This window comes from Kitasatospora sp. NBC_01302, from assembly GCF_035976515.1.
Lineage (GTDB): Bacteria > Actinomycetota > Actinomycetes > Streptomycetales > Streptomycetaceae > Kitasatospora.
In genome coordinates, this window is the sequence record NZ_CP108404.1 from 7,367,527 (window position 1) to 7,382,317 (window position 14,791).

A 14,791-nucleotide genomic window follows, 5' to 3' on the forward strand; every position below is an offset into this window, starting at 1 on the left:
GGCTCACAGCTCGTGGCCGAGTTCGGCGCCGAGCGAGACCAGCAGCTCGTACGCGGCGTCCGGGATCACCGTGCCGGGCCCGAAGACCGCCGCGGCACCGGCCGCGTACAGCGCCTCGAAGTCCTGCGGCGGGATCACGCCGCCGACCACGATGGTGATGTCCTCCCGGCCGGCCGCGGCCAGTTCGGCGCGCAGCGCCGGGACCAGGGTCAGGTGCCCGGCCGCCAGCGAGGAGACGCCGACGATGTGCACGTCGGCCTCCACCGCCTGGCGGGCCACCTCGGCCGGGGTCTGGAAGAGCGGGCCGACGTCCACCGTGAAGCCGAGGTCGGCGAAGGCGGTGGCGATCACCTTCTGGCCGCGGTCGTGGCCGTCCTGGCCCATCTTGGCGACCAGGATGCGCGGGCGGCGTCCCTCGGCGGCCTCGAACTTCTCGACCAGGTCACGGGTGCGCTGCACGGCGGTGGAGGAGGCTCCGGCTTCGTCACGGTACACACCCGAGATGGTACGGATCTGGCCGGAGTGCCGCCCGTACACCTTCTCCAGGGCGTCCGAGATCTCGCCGACGGTGGCCTTGGCCCGGGCCGCGTTCACGGCCAGCGCCAGCAGGTTGCCCTCCAGCGAGCTGCTCGACCCCGCCTCGGCGGCGCGGGTCAGCGCGTGCAGCGCGTCCTGGCAGGCGGCCTCGTCGCGCTCGGCGCGCAGCCGGCGCAGCTTCTCGATCTGCTGGGTGCGCACCGAGGAGTTGTCGACCTTGAGCACGTCGATCTGCTCGTCGTTGGCCACCCGGTACTTGTTGACACCGATCACCGGCTGGCGGCCCGAGTCGATCCGCGCCTGGGTGCGGGCGGCGGCCTCCTCGACGCGCAGCTTGGGGATGCCGGCGTCGATCGCCTTGGCCATGCCGCCGGCCGCCTCGACCTCCTGGATGTGCTGCCAGGCGCGCCGGGCCAGGTCGTGGGTGAGCTTCTCGACGTAGGCGCTGCCGCCCCACGGGTCGATCACCCGGCAGGTGCCCGACTCCTGCTGGAGCATCAGCTGGGTGTTGCGCGCGATCCGGGCCGAGAAGTCGGTGGGCAGCGCGAGCGCCTCGTCCAGTGCGTTGGTGTGCAGCGACTGGGTGTGGCCCTGGGTGGCGGCCATCGCCTCCACACAGGTGCGGGTGACGTTGTTGAACACGTCCTGGGCGGTCAACGACCAGCCCGAGGTCTGCGAATGGGTGCGCAGCGACAGCGACTTGGGGCTCGACGGGGCGAACTGCTTGACCAGCTTGGCCCAGAGCAGCCGGGCCGCGCGCAGCTTGGCGACCTCCATGAAGAAGTTCATCCCGATCGCCCAGAAGAACGACAGCCGCGGCGCGAAGGCGTCCACGTCCAGCCCGGCGCCCAGCCCGGCCCGCAGGTACTCCACGCCGTCGGCCAGCGTGTAGGCGAGCTCCAGGTCGGCCGTCGCACCGGCCTCCTGGATGTGGTAGCCGGAGATGGAGATCGAGTTGTAGCGCGGCATCTTCTGCGAGGTGTACGCGAAGATGTCGGAGATGATCCGCATCGAGGGCTGCGGCGGGTAGATGTAGGTGTTGCGGACCATGAACTCCTTGAGGATGTCGTTCTGGATGGTCCCCGCCAGCTTCTCGGGCGGCACCCCCTGCTCCTCGGCCGCCACGATGTAGAGCGCCAGCACCGGCAGCACGGCGCCGTTCATGGTCATCGACACCGACATCCTGTCGAGCGGGATGCCGTCGAAGAGCTGGCGCATGTCGTAGATCGAGTCGATCGCCACGCCCGCCATGCCGACGTCGCCGGTCACCCGCGGGTGGTCGCTGTCGTAGCCGCGGTGGGTGGGCAGGTCGAAGGCGACCGACAGGCCCTTCTGCCCGGCCGCCAGGTTGCGGCGGTAGAAGGCGTTCGACTCCTCCGCGGTGGAGAAGCCCGCGTACTGGCGCACCGTCCAGGGCTGGTTGACGTACATCGTCGGGTACGGGCCGCGCAGGAAGGGCGCGATGCCCGGGTAGGTGCCCAGGAAGTCCAGGCCCGCCAGGTCCTCGGCGGTGTAGAGCGGCTTGACGCCGATGCCCTCCGGGGTCTCCCAGAGCTGCTCGCCCACGTCCTTGCCGGTGGCCTCGCGCCAGGCGTCCTGCCACTGCTCGGCGGTGGCCGCGGCGGCCTGCTCCCCGTCGAGCCCGATGGTGGTGAAGTCGGGGATCATCGCGCCACTCCGATCTGGTCGAGGAGCGAGGTCAGGACCGCGACCGCGTCGCCGCCCGCGGAGACGAACCCGTCCACCCCGGCTCGTTGGTAGGCCTCGCGCTGCTCGCCGGGCCGTCCGGCCAGCAGTACGGTGCCGGCACCGGCCGCCTTCAGCGCGCCGGCCACCGCCTCGCCCAGTTCAGCGTAGAGCGTGTCGCTGGAGCACAGGCAGGCCGTGGTCGCACCGCTCGCGGTGAACTCCGCGGCCAGCGCGGCCGGCTCGGTGCCCGCGGCGAGCACCGTCTCGATGCCGCCGGCCTGGAACAGGTTGGCGGCGAAGGTGGCCCGCGCGGTGTGCACGGCCGCCGGGCCGAGCGCGGCCAGGAAGAGCTTGGGCCGGCTGCCGGTGGCCGCCAGGTGCGCGTCCGAGCGGTCCCGCAGCGCCTCGAAGGCCTGGGCCCGGCGCACCCGGGGCAGGCCGCCGCCGGGCGGGGCCGGAGCCGGCTCGCGGACCAGCGGCTGCTCGCCGAGGTTGGGGAACTCGCTGACGCCGGTGACCGGCTCGCGCCGCTTGGCGATCCTGGCCGAGCGCTCGGCCCAAGTGGCGGCGATCGTCCCGCCGACCAGCCCGGAGTCCAGCGCGGCCCGCAGGCCGCCGGCCCGCTCGATCTCCTGGAACCAGCTCCAGGCGGCCTGCGCCAGCTCCTCGGTCAGCTGCTCCACGTACCAGGAGCCGCCGGCCGGGTCGATCACCCGGCCCAGGTGCGACTCCTCCAGCAGGATCGCCTGGGTGTTGCAGGCGATCCGGCGGGCGAAGGTGTCGGGCAGCCCGAGCGCGCTGTCGAACGGCAGCACGGTCACCGCGTCGGCGCCGCCGACCCCGGCGGCCAGCGTGGCCACGGTGGTGCGCAGCATGTTCACCCACGGGTCGCGCGCGGTCATCATCACGGACGAGGTGACGGCGTGCTGGCGCTGGGCCGCGGCCTCCGGCGAGACGCCGCTGACCTCGGCGACCCGGGCCCACAGGCGGCGCGCGGCGCGGAACTTGGCGATGGTGAGGAACTGGTCCTCGGTCGCGGCGAAGCGGAACTCCAGCTGGCCGGCGGCCGCGTCCACGGACAGCCCGGCGGCGGTCAGCTCGCGCAGGTAGGCGACGCCGGTGGCGAGCGCGGCGCCCAGCTCCTGGGCGGGGGAGGCGCCGGCGTCGTGGTAGGCCAGGGCGTCGACGGTCAGGGCGCGCAGGCCCGGGTAGTCGCGGTGGCAGCGTGCGGCCAGCTCGGCGGCCTCGGCGAGGCGGGCGGTGGTGGCATCGGTGCCGGCGCCTTGGGCGTCGGTGCCGTCGGCAGCGCCGCCGGTGCGGGCGAGCAGGCCCAGCGGGTCGGCGCCGAGGTTGCCGGAGGCCGCCGCGTTCGGCACCGCGCGCTCGGTCAGGAGCTCGAAGAACCGCTCGGCCGCCGCCTTGGTCTGCTCCCCGGCGTCCAGCACCACGGCCGCGAGGTCCAGGTAGACGTCCCGCAGAGCCGTCGGCAGCGCCGGGACCGGCAGGCCGGCCGGGCCGAGCGCGAGCCAGACCGAGCCGCCGCCGTGCTCCAGGTCGGCCAGCACGGCCTCGGCGGCGCGCGCCGGGTCCGGGTCGGCGTGGTACTGGCGGACCTCCCAGCCCGCCACCGCCGGACCCTGCGGGCGACCGCCGCGCACGAACGGCGGGAAGCCGGGGTAGCCGGCCGCGGCCGGGGCCGGGGCGTCCTCGGCGGTGTACAGCGGACGGGCGCGCAGCCCGTCCTGAAGCGTGCTGGCCAGCGCGTCCTCGGCCGGCGAACCGGGGGCGGCTTGCGTACCTGACTTGCTCAGGACGCCTTCGACCAGGCGCCGCCACTGCTCACGGCTTGCATCCGGGAACTCGGCGGCCAGGGGGAGCCCTTCGGGCGGGACCGTCATGTGGGCAGGTTAGTGCCCGCGCCCGAAGCCGCAGCAGGGTCACCGGGTGTGATGTTGCACTCGCTGGTCCACCTGGCGGGCCTGCGGGTGCACCCGGGGGATTCGTCGTACCGGTCTCGCGCCGGGCGGGGCGCGGGCGGGTGCGGCGCGCCGCGGTTGACGCCCGCTCAGCAGCTGCGCATCGCCGCCGCCGTGCGCGGCTGCGGCCGTTCGGCCGAGCTCATGCCCGGGTCCTGGTGAACCCGCAGGTCGGATGGTCCGTGACAGCTGATGGGGCCGTACCGCCGGTGCGGCCCACGGACGGGCCGAGGAGGCGGGAATGTCACGGTCTTCGGCCGGCGGCCGGGCGGGTGGGGCCACGGTCGCCACCACCGGGCCGGCATGTCGCTTTGTCGACCCGGAGCTGTTCTTCGCCTGCGGGCGCGGCGCCGAGGCCGGGCAGGTCATGGACAACGGCGCCCGGGTGGCGGCGGCCAAGGGCGTCTGCCGGTGCTGCCCGGTGCGCCAGGCCTGCCTGCGGCAGGCGGTGGCGGACGGGGAGGGCGACGGCATCTGGGGCGGGCTGACGCCGATGGAGCGCCTGGTGCTGCGCCGCCAGAGCAGTGCGCTGCTGGCCCTGGGCGAGGGCGCGGTGCGCCTGGTGGAGGGGCTCCTCGCGGCGGGCCTGCCGCCGACCGAGCGCGACCGCCCCGGGGTCGTGCTGCTGCTGCTCAACCACGGGTGGACCGAGCGGGAGATCTCCGCGGCTCTCCACCTGCCGGACGCCACCGTCCGCGCGGCGCGGGCGACGGCCTGGCGGGTGCTCGATTACTGCCGTGCGCTGGGCCTGGCGCTGCCGGGCTGGGTCACCCGCAGGGCGGGGCAGGGGTGACCGGGCACCGTTCGGCGCGGACTGCCGGGCGCCGCGGGCGTGTCAAGGGACAAGTGCGCCCTCCCGGCCATTCTTTGGCCGGAACCCGCCCCCAGCGGCCTCACCCAGTGGATTCGTTCATGCGCATGGTGTAGCCATAGTCGTGACATGTTCGCGATGAAAGGAGGTTACGATGCTCAAGAAGCTGTTCGCCTGGCTCGTCCCCCCAAGAGGCGAGCGTTCGGTCCGACCGGACCAGCTCCCCGCTCTCTGGCGCCCGGCCCGCTAGGCCGGCCGCCGTTCGCCACAGCCCCGGCCACCACAAGAGGCCGGGGCCGTGGCGTTTCCCGGGGCGTTTATCCGATGTCCGGCCGAGGGGGCCGCTGTTACGCTGGCAGACATGAACTTCCCGAAGCACGCAGTCGCGACGACGACGCCGGAGACCGTCCCGGTGCGCTGACAGCTGCTTCACGTCGACCAGGCCCCGGGGCGAGTGCCCCGGGGCTTCGCCATGTGGGTACTCGCTCCGCACCATGCGAGGAGTACCCATGCCCGACCAATCCGCCCAACCCGCCCCCGACCACCGCAGGCTGGGCCGTGCGCTCGACCTCTTCGACACCGACCCGCTGATCGGCGCCGGCCTGCCGTACTGGCTGCCGGCCGGCGCTGCGGTGCGGCACGCGGTGGAGGAGTACGTCCGCGAGATGGAGCGCCGGGCCGGCTACCGGCACGTCTGCTCGCCGGTGCTGGGCAAACGCGAGCTGTACGAGATCTCGGGGCACTGGGCGCACTACCGCGAGGACATGTTCCCGCCGATGGACCTGGGCGGCGAGCAGCTGGTGCTGCGGCCCAGCCTCTGCCCGCACCACGCGGTGATCTTCCGCTCCCGGGCCCGCAGTTACCGCGAACTGCCGCTGCGGATGGCCGAGCTGGGCGGGATGTACCGCGCCGAGCGCTCCGGGGTGCTGGGTGGGCTGACCAGGGTCCGCTCGATCCAGCTCAACGACGCGCACATCTTCTGCACCCTGGACCAGGTGGCCCAGGAGGTGCGTGCCGCCCTGGAGTTGATCCGCGAGGCCTACCGGGTGCTGGGCATCGAGGCCGCCCGCTACCGGCTCTCGCTGCCCGGCGAGGGCGGCAAGTACGTTGCCGATCCGGCGATGTGGCGCCGGGCCGGGGAACTGCTGGCCGGCGTGCTCGCGGCGGCCGGGATCGACTACGAGAGCGTGGCGGGAGAGGCGGCCTTCTACGGCCCCAAGATCGATGTGCAGGTCGCCGACGGCGCCGGGCGCGAGGCCACCCTGTCCACCATCCAGGTCGACTTCCACCAGCCCGAGCGGTTCGACCTGCGCTACGTCGGCCCGGACGGCGCCCGCCACCGCCCGGTGATGGTGCACCGCGCGGTGATCGGCAGCGTGGAGCGGGTGGTGGCCCAGCTGATCGAGCGGCACGCGGGCGCCTTCCCCGGCTGGCTGGCGCCGGTGCAGCTGGTCGCGCTGCCGGTGAGCGACGCCGAGGTGCCGGCCGCCGCCGCGCTCGTCGAGCGGTGCGTGGCCGAGGGGCTGCGGGCGGAGCTGGTGCTGCCCGAGGAGGGCGGCCTGGGGGCGCGGATCCGCACCGCGCGGCTGGTGCCGTACCAGGCGGTGATCGGCCCCCGGGAGGCGGCCGGGGAGGCGGTGGCGCTGCGGTTGCGCGACGGCCGGCGGCTCGAACCGCTGCCGGTCGCCGAGGCGGTGGCCCGCATCCGGGCCCAGCTCGCCGCCCGCCGCGCCGAGCTGTGGGCCGCCTCCTGACGCGGCACGGCACGGCAAGGCCCCCGGGTCCGCAGCGGCGGACCCGGGGGCCGAGGAAGGTGACCTGATCAGCCGAGGGTGGCGAGAGCCTCGTTGAGGGTCTTCGAGGGGCGCATGGCCGCCGCGGCCTTGGCCGGGTCGGGCTGGTAGTAGCCGCCCAGCTCGACCGGCGAGCCCTGCACGGCGATCAGCTCGTCGACGATGGTCTGCTCCTGCTCGGCCAGCGTCCGGGCCAGCGGGCCGAACGCCGCGGCGAGCTTGGCGTCGCCGGTCTGGTTGGCCAGCTCCTGGGCCCAGTAGAGCGCCAGGTAGAAGTGGCTGCCGCGGTTGTCGATGCCACCGAGGCGACGGCTGGGCGACTTGTCCTCGTTGAGGAAGGTGCCGGTGGCCCGGTCCAGGGTGTCGGCCAGCACCTGGGCGTCGGCGTTGCCGGTGGTCTGCGCCAGGTGCTCGAAGCTGGCCGCCAGCGCGAAGAACTCGCCCAGGCTGTCCCAGCGCAGGTAGTTCTCCTTGACCAGCTGCTGGACGTGCTTCGGGGCGGAGCCGCCGGCGCCCGTCTCGAACAGGCCGCCGCCGTTGATCAGCGGGACGATCGAGAGCATCTTGGCGCTGGTGCCCAGCTCCAGGATCGGGAACAGGTCGGTCAGGTAGTCGCGCAGCACGTTGCCGGTGACCGAGATGGTGTCCTCGCCGCGGCGGATCCGCTCCAGCGAGAAGGCGGTGGCCTGCTCGGGGGCGAGGATCTCGATCTGCAGGCCCTCGGTGTCGTGCTCCGGCAGGTACGCCTTGACCTTGGCGATCAGGTTGGCGTCGTGCGCACGGGTCTCGTCCAGCCAGAAGACGGCCGGGTTGCCGGTGGCGCGGGCGCGGTTGACGGCCAGCTTGACCCAGTCGCGGATCGGCACGTCCTTGGTCTGGCAGGCGCGGAACACGTCGCCGGCGCTGACCGGCTGCTCGATGACCGCGTTGCCGGCCGCGTCGACCAGGCGCACGGTGCCGTCGGCCGGGATCTCGAAGGTCTTGTCGTGGCTGCCGTACTCCTCGGCCGCCTGCGCCATCAGGCCGACGTTCGGCACCGAGCCCATGGTGGTCGGGTCGAAGGCGCCGTGCTCGCGGCAGTTGTCGATGACGACCTGGTAGACGCCCGCGTAGCTGCTGTCCGGCAGCACGGCCAGGGTGTCGGCCTCCTTGCCGTCCGGGCCCCACATGTGGCCGGAGGTGCGGATCATGGCCGGCATCGAGGCGTCGACGATGACGTCGCTCGGCACGTGCAGGTTGGTGATGCCGCGGTCGGAGTCGACCATGGCCAGCGCCGGGCCCTCGGCGAGCTCGGCCTCGAAGGAGGCCTTGATCTCGGCGCCCTGCGGCAGCGCGTCCAGGCCGCCGAGGATGCCGCCCAGGCCGTTGTTCGGGTTCAGGCCGGCACCGGCCAGCACCTCGCCGAACTGCGCGAAGGTCTTGGGGAAGAAGGCGCGCACCACGTGGCCGAAGATGATCGGGTCGGAGACCTTCATCATGGTGGCCTTCAGGTGCACCGAGAACAGCACGCCCTCGGCCTTGGCCCGGGCCACCTGGGCGGCCAGGAACTCGCGCAGCGCGGCGACGTGCATCACGGAGGCGTCGACGACCTCACCGGCCTGCACCGGGACCGACTCGCGCAGCACGGTGGTGGTGCCGTCGGCGGTCGCCAGCTCGATCCGCAGGGTGCCGGCCTCGGCGATGACCGCGGACTTCTCGGTGTGGCGGAAGTCGTCGACGCCCATGGTGGCGACGTTGGTCTTGGAGTCCGAGCTCCAGGCGCCCATCCGGTGCGGGTGGGTCTTGGCGTAGTTCTTGACCGAGGCGGGCGCCCGGCGGTCGGAGTTGCCCTCGCGCAGGACGGGGTTGACGGCGCTGCCCTTGATCTTGTCGTACCGGGCGCGCTCCTCCCGCTCCTTGTCGGTCTTCGGGTCGTCCGGGTAGTCCGGCAGGGCGTAGCCCTGGCTCTGCAGCTCGGCGACGGCCGCCTTGAGCTGCGGGATCGAGGCCGAGACGTTCGGCAGCTTGATGATGTTGGCCTCGGGGGTCTTGGCCAGCTCACCGAGCTCGGCGAGCGCGTCGGCGATCCGCTGGCCCTCCTCCAGGTACTCCGGGAAGCTGGCGATGATGCGCCCGGCCAGCGAGATGTCGCGCGTCTCCACCTTGACGCCCGCTGTCGAGGCGTAGGCCTGGATCACCGGCAGGAACGAATACGTTGCCAGGGCCGGGGCCTCGTCAGTGTGCGTATAGATGATGGTCGAGTCAGTCATCAGTGCTCCGCTTCACGGCTACAACGTCTTGATATCAAGATATCCCGTGACGGACCCCTGTCGACACCAACCCCACCCCGGTGGACGTCCTGATTTGCCTTCTAGACTTACTAGGACGTCCAACTATATGGTCGGTTCGCAGGTCCGCGGTGTCGGGAAGTCGGGCAGATCCGGCACGGTCCCGCCGCCGTGTCGCTTCATGAGGACGGCACCGGCAGCACCGCGCCACCAGCGCATTCGGCCGGGGCGCGCAGCGCCCGTCCTCCTCTCACCACCCCACGAGAGAGCAGGAACCGATGGTCCGTGAACTGACGCATTTCATCGGGGGCAAGCACGTCCCGGGTACCTCGGGTGCCTTCGGAGACGTCTACGACCCCAACACCGGCCAGGTCCAGGCCCGGGTGCCGCTGGCCAATCGTGCCGAGGTCGAGGCCGCCATCGTGGACGCCGAGCGCGCCCAGCGCGAGTGGGCCGCCTTCAACCCGCAGCGCCGGGCCCGGGTCCTGATGCGATTCCTGCAGCTGGTCGAGGGCGAGCGCGATGCGCTGGCCCGGATGCTCTCCGCCGAGCACGGCAAGACCATCGCCGACGCCGACGGCGACGTGCAGCGCGGCCTGGAGGTCGTGGAGTTCGCCGCCGGCATCCCGCACCTGCTCAAGGGCGAGTTCACCGACAACGCCGGCACCGGCATCGACGTCTACTCGATGCGCCAGCCGCTGGGCGTGGTGGCCGGCATCACGCCGTTCAACTTCCCCGCGATGATCCCGCTCTGGAAGGCCGCGCCTGCCATCGCCTGCGGCAACGCCTTCATCCTCAAGCCCTCCGAGCGCGACCCCTCGGTGCCGCTGCGGCTGGCCGAGCTGTTCCTGGAGGCCGGGCTGCCGGCCGGCGTGCTCAACGTCGTCAACGGCGGCAAGGAGGCGGTGGACACCCTGCTGGAGGACCCGCGGGTGCAGGCCCTCGGCTTCGTCGGCTCCACCCCGATCGCCGCCCACGTCTACGCCACCGCCGCGGCCCACGGCAAGCGCGCCCAGTGCTTCGGCGGCGCCAAGAACCACATGATCATCATGCCGGACGCCGACCTCGACCAGGCCGTGGAGGCACTGGTGGGCGCCGGCTACGGCTCGGCGGGCGAGCGCTGCATGGCGATCTCGGTGGCCGTCCCGGTGGGCGAGGAGACCGCCGACAAGCTGGTCGCCAAGCTCCGGGAGCGGATCGCCACCCTGAAGGTGGGCCGCTCCGACGACCCGAAGGCCGACTTCGGCCCGCTGGTCGGGCGCGACGCGCTGGACCGGGTCCGCGACTACATCGGCATCGGCGTCGAGGAGGGTGCCGAACTGCTGGTGGACGGCCGCGACTTCAAGCTCGCCGGCCACGAGGAGGGCTACTTCCTGGGCGCCTCGCTCTTCGACCGCGTCACCACCGACATGCGGATCTACCGCGAGGAGATCTTCGGCCCGGTGCTCACCGTGGTCCGCGCCGCGGACTACGAGGAGGCGCTGCGGCTGCCCAGCGAGCACGAGTTCGGCAACGGCGTGGCGATCTTCACCCGCGACGGCGACACCGCCCGCGACTTCTCCCGCCGGGTCAACACCGGCATGGTCGGCGTCAACGTGCCGATCCCGGTGCCGATCGCCTACCACACCTTCGGCGGCTGGAAGCGCTCCGGCTTCGGCGACCTCAACCAGCACGGCCCGGACTCGATCCGCTTCTACACCCGCACCCGCACCGTCACCTCGCGCTGGCCCTCCGGGGTCAAGGAGAGCGCGAGCTTCAGCATCCCCACGATGGACTGAGCGCCGTGCACGACCTGAGCGAGGACCAGCTCGCCATCGCGGAGACCACGCGGGAGTTCGCCCGCGAGCACCTGGCTCCGCACGCGGTGGAGTGGGACCAGAAGAAGCACTTCCCGGTGGACGTGCTGCGCAAGGCGGCGGGCCTGGGCCTGGGCGGGGTGTACGTCGGCGAGAAGTTCGGCGGCTCCGCGCTCACCCGGCAGGACGGGGTGCTGATCTTCGAGGCGCTCTCCACCGGCTGCCCCTCGATCGCCGCCTACCTCTCGATCCACAACATGGTCGCCTGGATGGTCGACCAGTACGGCAGCGAGCAGCAGCGCGAGCGGTGGCTGCCCGGGCTCTGCTCGATGGAGCACCTGGCCAGCTACTGCCTCACCGAGCCCGGCGCCGGCTCGGACGCCGCCGCGCTGAGCACCCGCGCGGTGCGCGACGGCGACGGCTGGGTGCTGGACGGCGTCAAGCAGTTCATCTCCGGCGCCGGCGCCTCGCAGGTGTACGTCGTGATGGCGCGCACCGGCGGGCCCGGCCCCGGCGGGATCTCCGCGTTCCTGGTGGACCGCGAGGACGCGGGCCTGTCGTTCGGGCCCAACGAGCACAAGATGGGCTGGAACGCCCAGCCCACCCGCCAGGTCGTCCTGGAGGGCGTCCGGCTGCCCGCCGACCGGCTGCTCGGCGAGGAGGGCGGCGGCTTCCGGATCGCGATGAGCGGGCTCAACGGCGGACGCCTCGGCATCGCCTCCTGCTCGCTGGGCGGCGCCCAGGAGGCCCTGGAACGGGCCACCCGGTACCTCAAGGACCGCCAGGCCTTCGGGGCACGGCTGCTGGACGCGCAGGCGCTGCAGTTCCGGCTGGCCGACATGGCCATCGAGCTGGAGGCCGCCCGGGCGCTGCTCTGGCGCGCGGCGGGGGCGCTGGACCACAAGGACCCGCGCGCACCGCAGCTGTGCGCCATGGCCAAGCGCCATGTCACCGACACCGGCTTCGAGGTGGCCAACGCCGCTCTGCAACTGCACGGCGGATACGGCTACCTGGCCGAGTACGGTCTGGAGAAGATCGTCCGCGACCTGCGGGTGCATCAGATCCTGGAAGGGACCAACGAGATCATGCGTGTCATCGTGGCCCGCGGCCTGATCGGGGCCGCCTGATGAGCCAGTCCGACCTGAACGCGAACGTGGCGGCCGTCTCGGACGAGGAGCAGGAGGTCCTGCTGCGCCGCGAGGGGCGCCTGGGCCACATCGTCCTCAACCGGCCCAGGGCGCTCAACGCCCTCACCCATGACATGGTGCGGCGGATCGCCGGGGCACTGGACGCCTGGGAGCTCGACGACCGGGTGTCCGCGGTGCTGATCACCGGGGCGGGCGAGCGCGGGCTGTGCGCCGGCGGCGACATCCGTGCCATCCGGCAGGCCGCGGTGAGCGGCGAGCCGCAGCTGGCCGAGGACTTCTGGCGCGACGAGTACCACCTCAACGCCCGGATCGCCCGCTACCCCAAGCCGTACGTCGCCGTGATGGACGGCATCGTGATGGGCGGCGGGGTCGGGGTCTCCGCGCACGGCAGCGTGCGCATCGTCACCGAGCGGACCAAGGTGGCGATGCCGGAGACCGGGATCGGCTTCGTGCCGGACGTCGGCGGGATCTACCTGCTGTCCCGCTCCCGCGGCGAGCTCGGCACCCACATCGCCCTCACCGCGGGCACGGTGGGCGCCGGTGACGCGCTGCTGTGCGGGCTGGCCGACCACTACCTGCCCGCCGAGCGGCTGCCGCTGCTGATCGCCGACCTGGCCGAGCTGCCGGTACCGCAGGCGCTGGCCAAGCACACCGGCACCGCGCCGCAGGGCGTGCTCGCCGAGCAGCTCGACTGGATCGACGCGTGCTACGCCGCCGACACCGTCGAGGAGATCCTGCGGCGGCTGGCCGCCGACGGCCGCCAGGCGGCCAAGGAGGCCGCCGAGCAGATCGCCGCCAAGTCGCCGACCGCCGTCAAGGCCACGCTGGCGGCGCTGCGCCGGGCCCGCTCGCTGGACACCCTGGAGGAGGTGCTGGACCAGGAGTTCCGCACCTCCTGCGCCGCGCTGGCCGGGCCCGACCTGGCCGAGGGCATCCGGGCCCAGGTGATCGACAAGGACCGCAACCCCCGCTGGGACCCGCCGACCCTGGCGGACGTCACCGACGAGGCCGTGGCGCGCTTCTTCGCCCCGCTCGGCGAGCGCGAGCTCGGCCTTGCCACCACTACACCCCAGGAGCGCTGATGACCCTCGCGATCGGATTCGTCGGGCTGGGCAACATGGGTGGGCCGATGGCCGCCAACCTGGTCAAGGCCGGACACCGGGTGACCGGTTTCGACCTGGCTCCGCAGGCGCTGGAGGCGGCGGCCGCCGCCGGGGTGCTGACGGCGGCCTCGGCCGCCGAGGCGGTGGCCGAGGCCGACCTGGTGATCACCATGCTGCCGGCCGGCCGGCACGTGCTGGCCGCCTACGACGGCGGCCTGCTGGCCGCGGCCCGCCCCGGCACCCTCTTCGTGGACTGCTCCACCATCGACGTCGCCGACGCCCGGGCCGCGAACGCCCTGGCGGTGGCGGCCGGCCACCGCGCGGTGGACGCGCCGGTCTCCGGCGGCGTGGTCGGCGCCACCGGTGCCACGCTGACCTTCATGGTCGGCGCGGGCGAGGACGACTTCGCCACCGTGCAGCCGGTGCTGGCGGCGATGGGCCGCAAGGTGGTCCACTGCGGTCCGGCCGGCTCCGGGCAGGCCGCGAAGATCTGCAACAACATGATCCTCGGCATCTCGATGATCGCGGTCAGCGAGGCCTTCGTGCTGGGCGAGAGCCTGGGCCTGAGCAACCAGGCGCTGTTCGACGTGGCCTCCACCGCCTCCGGCCAGTGCTGGGCGCTGACCACCAACTGCCCGGTCCCCGGCCCGGTCCCGGCCAGCCCGGCCAACCGCGACTACGCGGCGGGCTTCGCCGCCGCGCTGATGGCCAAGGACCTGGGGCTGGCCGCCAACGCCGCCCGGGCCGGCGGCGTGCCGGCCGAACTCGGCCTGAAGGCCGCCGAGCTGTTCGCCCAGTTCGCCGAGGGCCAGGGCGCCGCCCTGGACTTCTCGGCGATCGTCACCACCCTTCGGAAGGACGGTCAGTGACCGAGTACGAGACCATCCTGGTCGAGCGCAAGGGCCGGGTCGGTCTGATCACGCTCAACCGGCCCAAGGCGCTCAACGCGCTCAACACCCAGCTGATGAACGAGTTCGTCGCGGCGGCCAAGGAGTTCGACCGCGACCCGGAGATCGGCTGCCTGCTGGTCACCGGCTCGGCCAAGGCCTTCGCGGCCGGCGCCGACATCAAGGAGATGCAGGCGCTGGAGTTCGCCGAGGCCTACCTGAGCGACTGGTTCACCGCCTGGGACGAGCTGGGCCGGGTGCGCAAGCCGATCGTCGCGGCGGTGGCCGGCTACGCGCTGGGCGGCGGCTGCGAGCTGGCGATGCTCTGCGACGTCCTGCTCGCCGCGGACACCGCGAAGTTCGGCCAGCCGGAGATCAAGCTCGGCGTGATCCCGGGCATCGGCGGCTCGCAGCGGCTGACCCGGGCGATCGGCAAGGCCAAGGCGATGGACCTGTGCCTGACCGGGCGGATGATGGACGCCGAGGAGGCCGAGCGCTCCGGCCTGGTCTCCCGGGTGGTGCCCGCCGGCGACCTGCTCGGCGAGGCGCTGGCCGTGGCCGAGACGGTGGCCGGGATGTCGGCGCCGGCCGTGCTGATGCTGAAGGAGAGCGTCAACCGGGCCTTCGAGACCACGCTCGCCGAGGGCGTCCGGTTCGAGCGCCGGCTCTTCCACGCCACCTTCGCCACGGCGGACCAGAAGGAGGGGATGGCGGCCTTCGTCGAGAAGCGGCCGGCGTCCTTCACCCACCGCTGATCTCTGGTGCACCCCGTGCGGGTCGGCCG

At 73.0% G+C, this 14,791-nt stretch carries 10 protein-coding genes; 7 read left to right on the forward strand and 3 right to left on the reverse strand.

Annotated elements, in window-relative coordinates:
- Nucleotides 1–3: 3 nt before the first annotated feature.
- Nucleotides 4–2,205 (reverse strand): methylmalonyl-CoA mutase, encoded by a 2,202-nt coding sequence (scpA, locus tag OG294_RS32320; RefSeq protein ID WP_327070098.1) that lies wholly within the window; start codon nucleotides 2,203–2,205, stop codon nucleotides 4–6.
- A complete protein-coding gene (locus OG294_RS32325) occupies nucleotides 2,202–4,124 on the reverse strand; it encodes a methylmalonyl-CoA mutase family protein (RefSeq protein WP_327070099.1) in 1,923 nt (640 codons plus the stop codon). The genes scpA and OG294_RS32325 overlap by 4 nt, the downstream gene beginning before the upstream one ends.
- 319 nt (nucleotides 4,125–4,443) lie before the next feature.
- Between OG294_RS32325 and OG294_RS32330 the strand changes: the two genes are divergently transcribed.
- The gene (locus OG294_RS32330) at nucleotides 4,444–4,995 is read left to right on the forward strand and encodes a WhiB family transcriptional regulator (RefSeq protein WP_327070100.1); all 552 of its coding nucleotides are present in this window, start codon (nucleotides 4,444–4,446) and stop codon (nucleotides 4,993–4,995) included.
- Between the two features lie 527 nt (nucleotides 4,996–5,522).
- Nucleotides 5,523–6,767: a threonine--tRNA ligase gene (gene thrS, locus OG294_RS32335; protein WP_327070101.1), complete on the forward strand. Its 1,245-nt coding sequence runs from the start codon at nucleotides 5,523–5,525 to the stop codon at nucleotides 6,765–6,767.
- Between the two features lie 68 nt (nucleotides 6,768–6,835).
- Here the strand turns inward: thrS and OG294_RS32340 are convergent, their stop codons facing one another.
- Nucleotides 6,836–9,055, reverse strand: a complete 2,220-nt coding sequence (locus OG294_RS32340; protein ID WP_327070102.1) for an NADP-dependent isocitrate dehydrogenase — start codon at nucleotides 9,053–9,055, stop codon at nucleotides 6,836–6,838.
- A gap of 296 nt (nucleotides 9,056–9,351) precedes the next feature.
- Here OG294_RS32340 and OG294_RS32345 point away from each other — a divergent pair, with 296 nt between their 5' ends.
- From OG294_RS32345 to OG294_RS32365, 5 genes are read left to right on the forward strand one after another with little or no spacing between them, the layout of a single operon-like run.
- Nucleotides 9,352–10,851 carry a CoA-acylating methylmalonate-semialdehyde dehydrogenase gene (locus OG294_RS32345; RefSeq protein ID WP_327070103.1) on the forward strand — a complete coding sequence of 500 codons (1,500 nt, stop codon included), beginning with the start codon at nucleotides 9,352–9,354 and terminating at the stop codon, nucleotides 10,849–10,851.
- Nucleotides 10,848–11,996, forward strand: coding sequence for an acyl-CoA dehydrogenase family protein (locus OG294_RS32350; protein ID WP_327071748.1), 1,149 nt, complete (start codon nucleotides 10,848–10,850; stop codon nucleotides 11,994–11,996). Before OG294_RS32345 ends, OG294_RS32350 begins: the two co-directional genes overlap by 4 nt.
- Nucleotides 11,996–13,099 (forward strand): enoyl-CoA hydratase/isomerase family protein, encoded by a 1,104-nt coding sequence (locus OG294_RS32355; RefSeq protein WP_327070104.1) that lies wholly within the window; start codon nucleotides 11,996–11,998, stop codon nucleotides 13,097–13,099. Before OG294_RS32350 ends, OG294_RS32355 begins: the two co-directional genes overlap by 1 nt.
- Nucleotides 13,099–13,989, forward strand: a complete 891-nt coding sequence (mmsB, locus tag OG294_RS32360) for a 3-hydroxyisobutyrate dehydrogenase (protein WP_327070105.1) — start codon at nucleotides 13,099–13,101, stop codon at nucleotides 13,987–13,989. The genes OG294_RS32355 and mmsB overlap by 1 nt, the downstream gene beginning before the upstream one ends.
- Entirely contained in the window at nucleotides 13,986–14,762 is a 777-nt protein-coding gene (locus OG294_RS32365) for an enoyl-CoA hydratase (protein ID WP_327070106.1), read from the forward strand. Before mmsB ends, OG294_RS32365 begins: the two co-directional genes overlap by 4 nt.
- The last annotated feature ends 29 nt before the right edge of the window (nucleotides 14,763–14,791 follow it).

What these genes read in the sequence shown, in the direction of transcription:
- thrS (WP_327070101.1), top strand. Translation starts at nt 5,523, where the DNA reads ATGCCCGACCAATCCGCCCAACCCGCCCCCGACCACCGCAGGCTGGGC.
- OG294_RS32340 (WP_327070102.1), bottom strand. Translation starts at nt 9,055, where the DNA reads ATGACTGACTCGACCATCATCTATACGCACACTGACGAGGCCCCGGCC.
- OG294_RS32355 (WP_327070104.1), top strand. Translation starts at nt 11,996, where the DNA reads ATGAGCCAGTCCGACCTGAACGCGAACGTGGCGGCCGTCTCGGACGAG.
- OG294_RS32345 (WP_327070103.1), top strand. Translation starts at nt 9,352, where the DNA reads ATGGTCCGTGAACTGACGCATTTCATCGGGGGCAAGCACGTCCCGGGT.
- OG294_RS32325 (WP_327070099.1), bottom strand. Translation starts at nt 4,124, where the DNA reads ATGACGGTCCCGCCCGAAGGGCTCCCCCTGGCCGCCGAGTTCCCGGAT.
- scpA (WP_327070098.1), bottom strand. Translation starts at nt 2,205, where the DNA reads ATGATCCCCGACTTCACCACCATCGGGCTCGACGGGGAGCAGGCCGCC.
- mmsB (WP_327070105.1), top strand. Translation starts at nt 13,099, where the DNA reads ATGACCCTCGCGATCGGATTCGTCGGGCTGGGCAACATGGGTGGGCCG.
- OG294_RS32330 (WP_327070100.1), top strand. Translation starts at nt 4,444, where the DNA reads ATGTCACGGTCTTCGGCCGGCGGCCGGGCGGGTGGGGCCACGGTCGCC.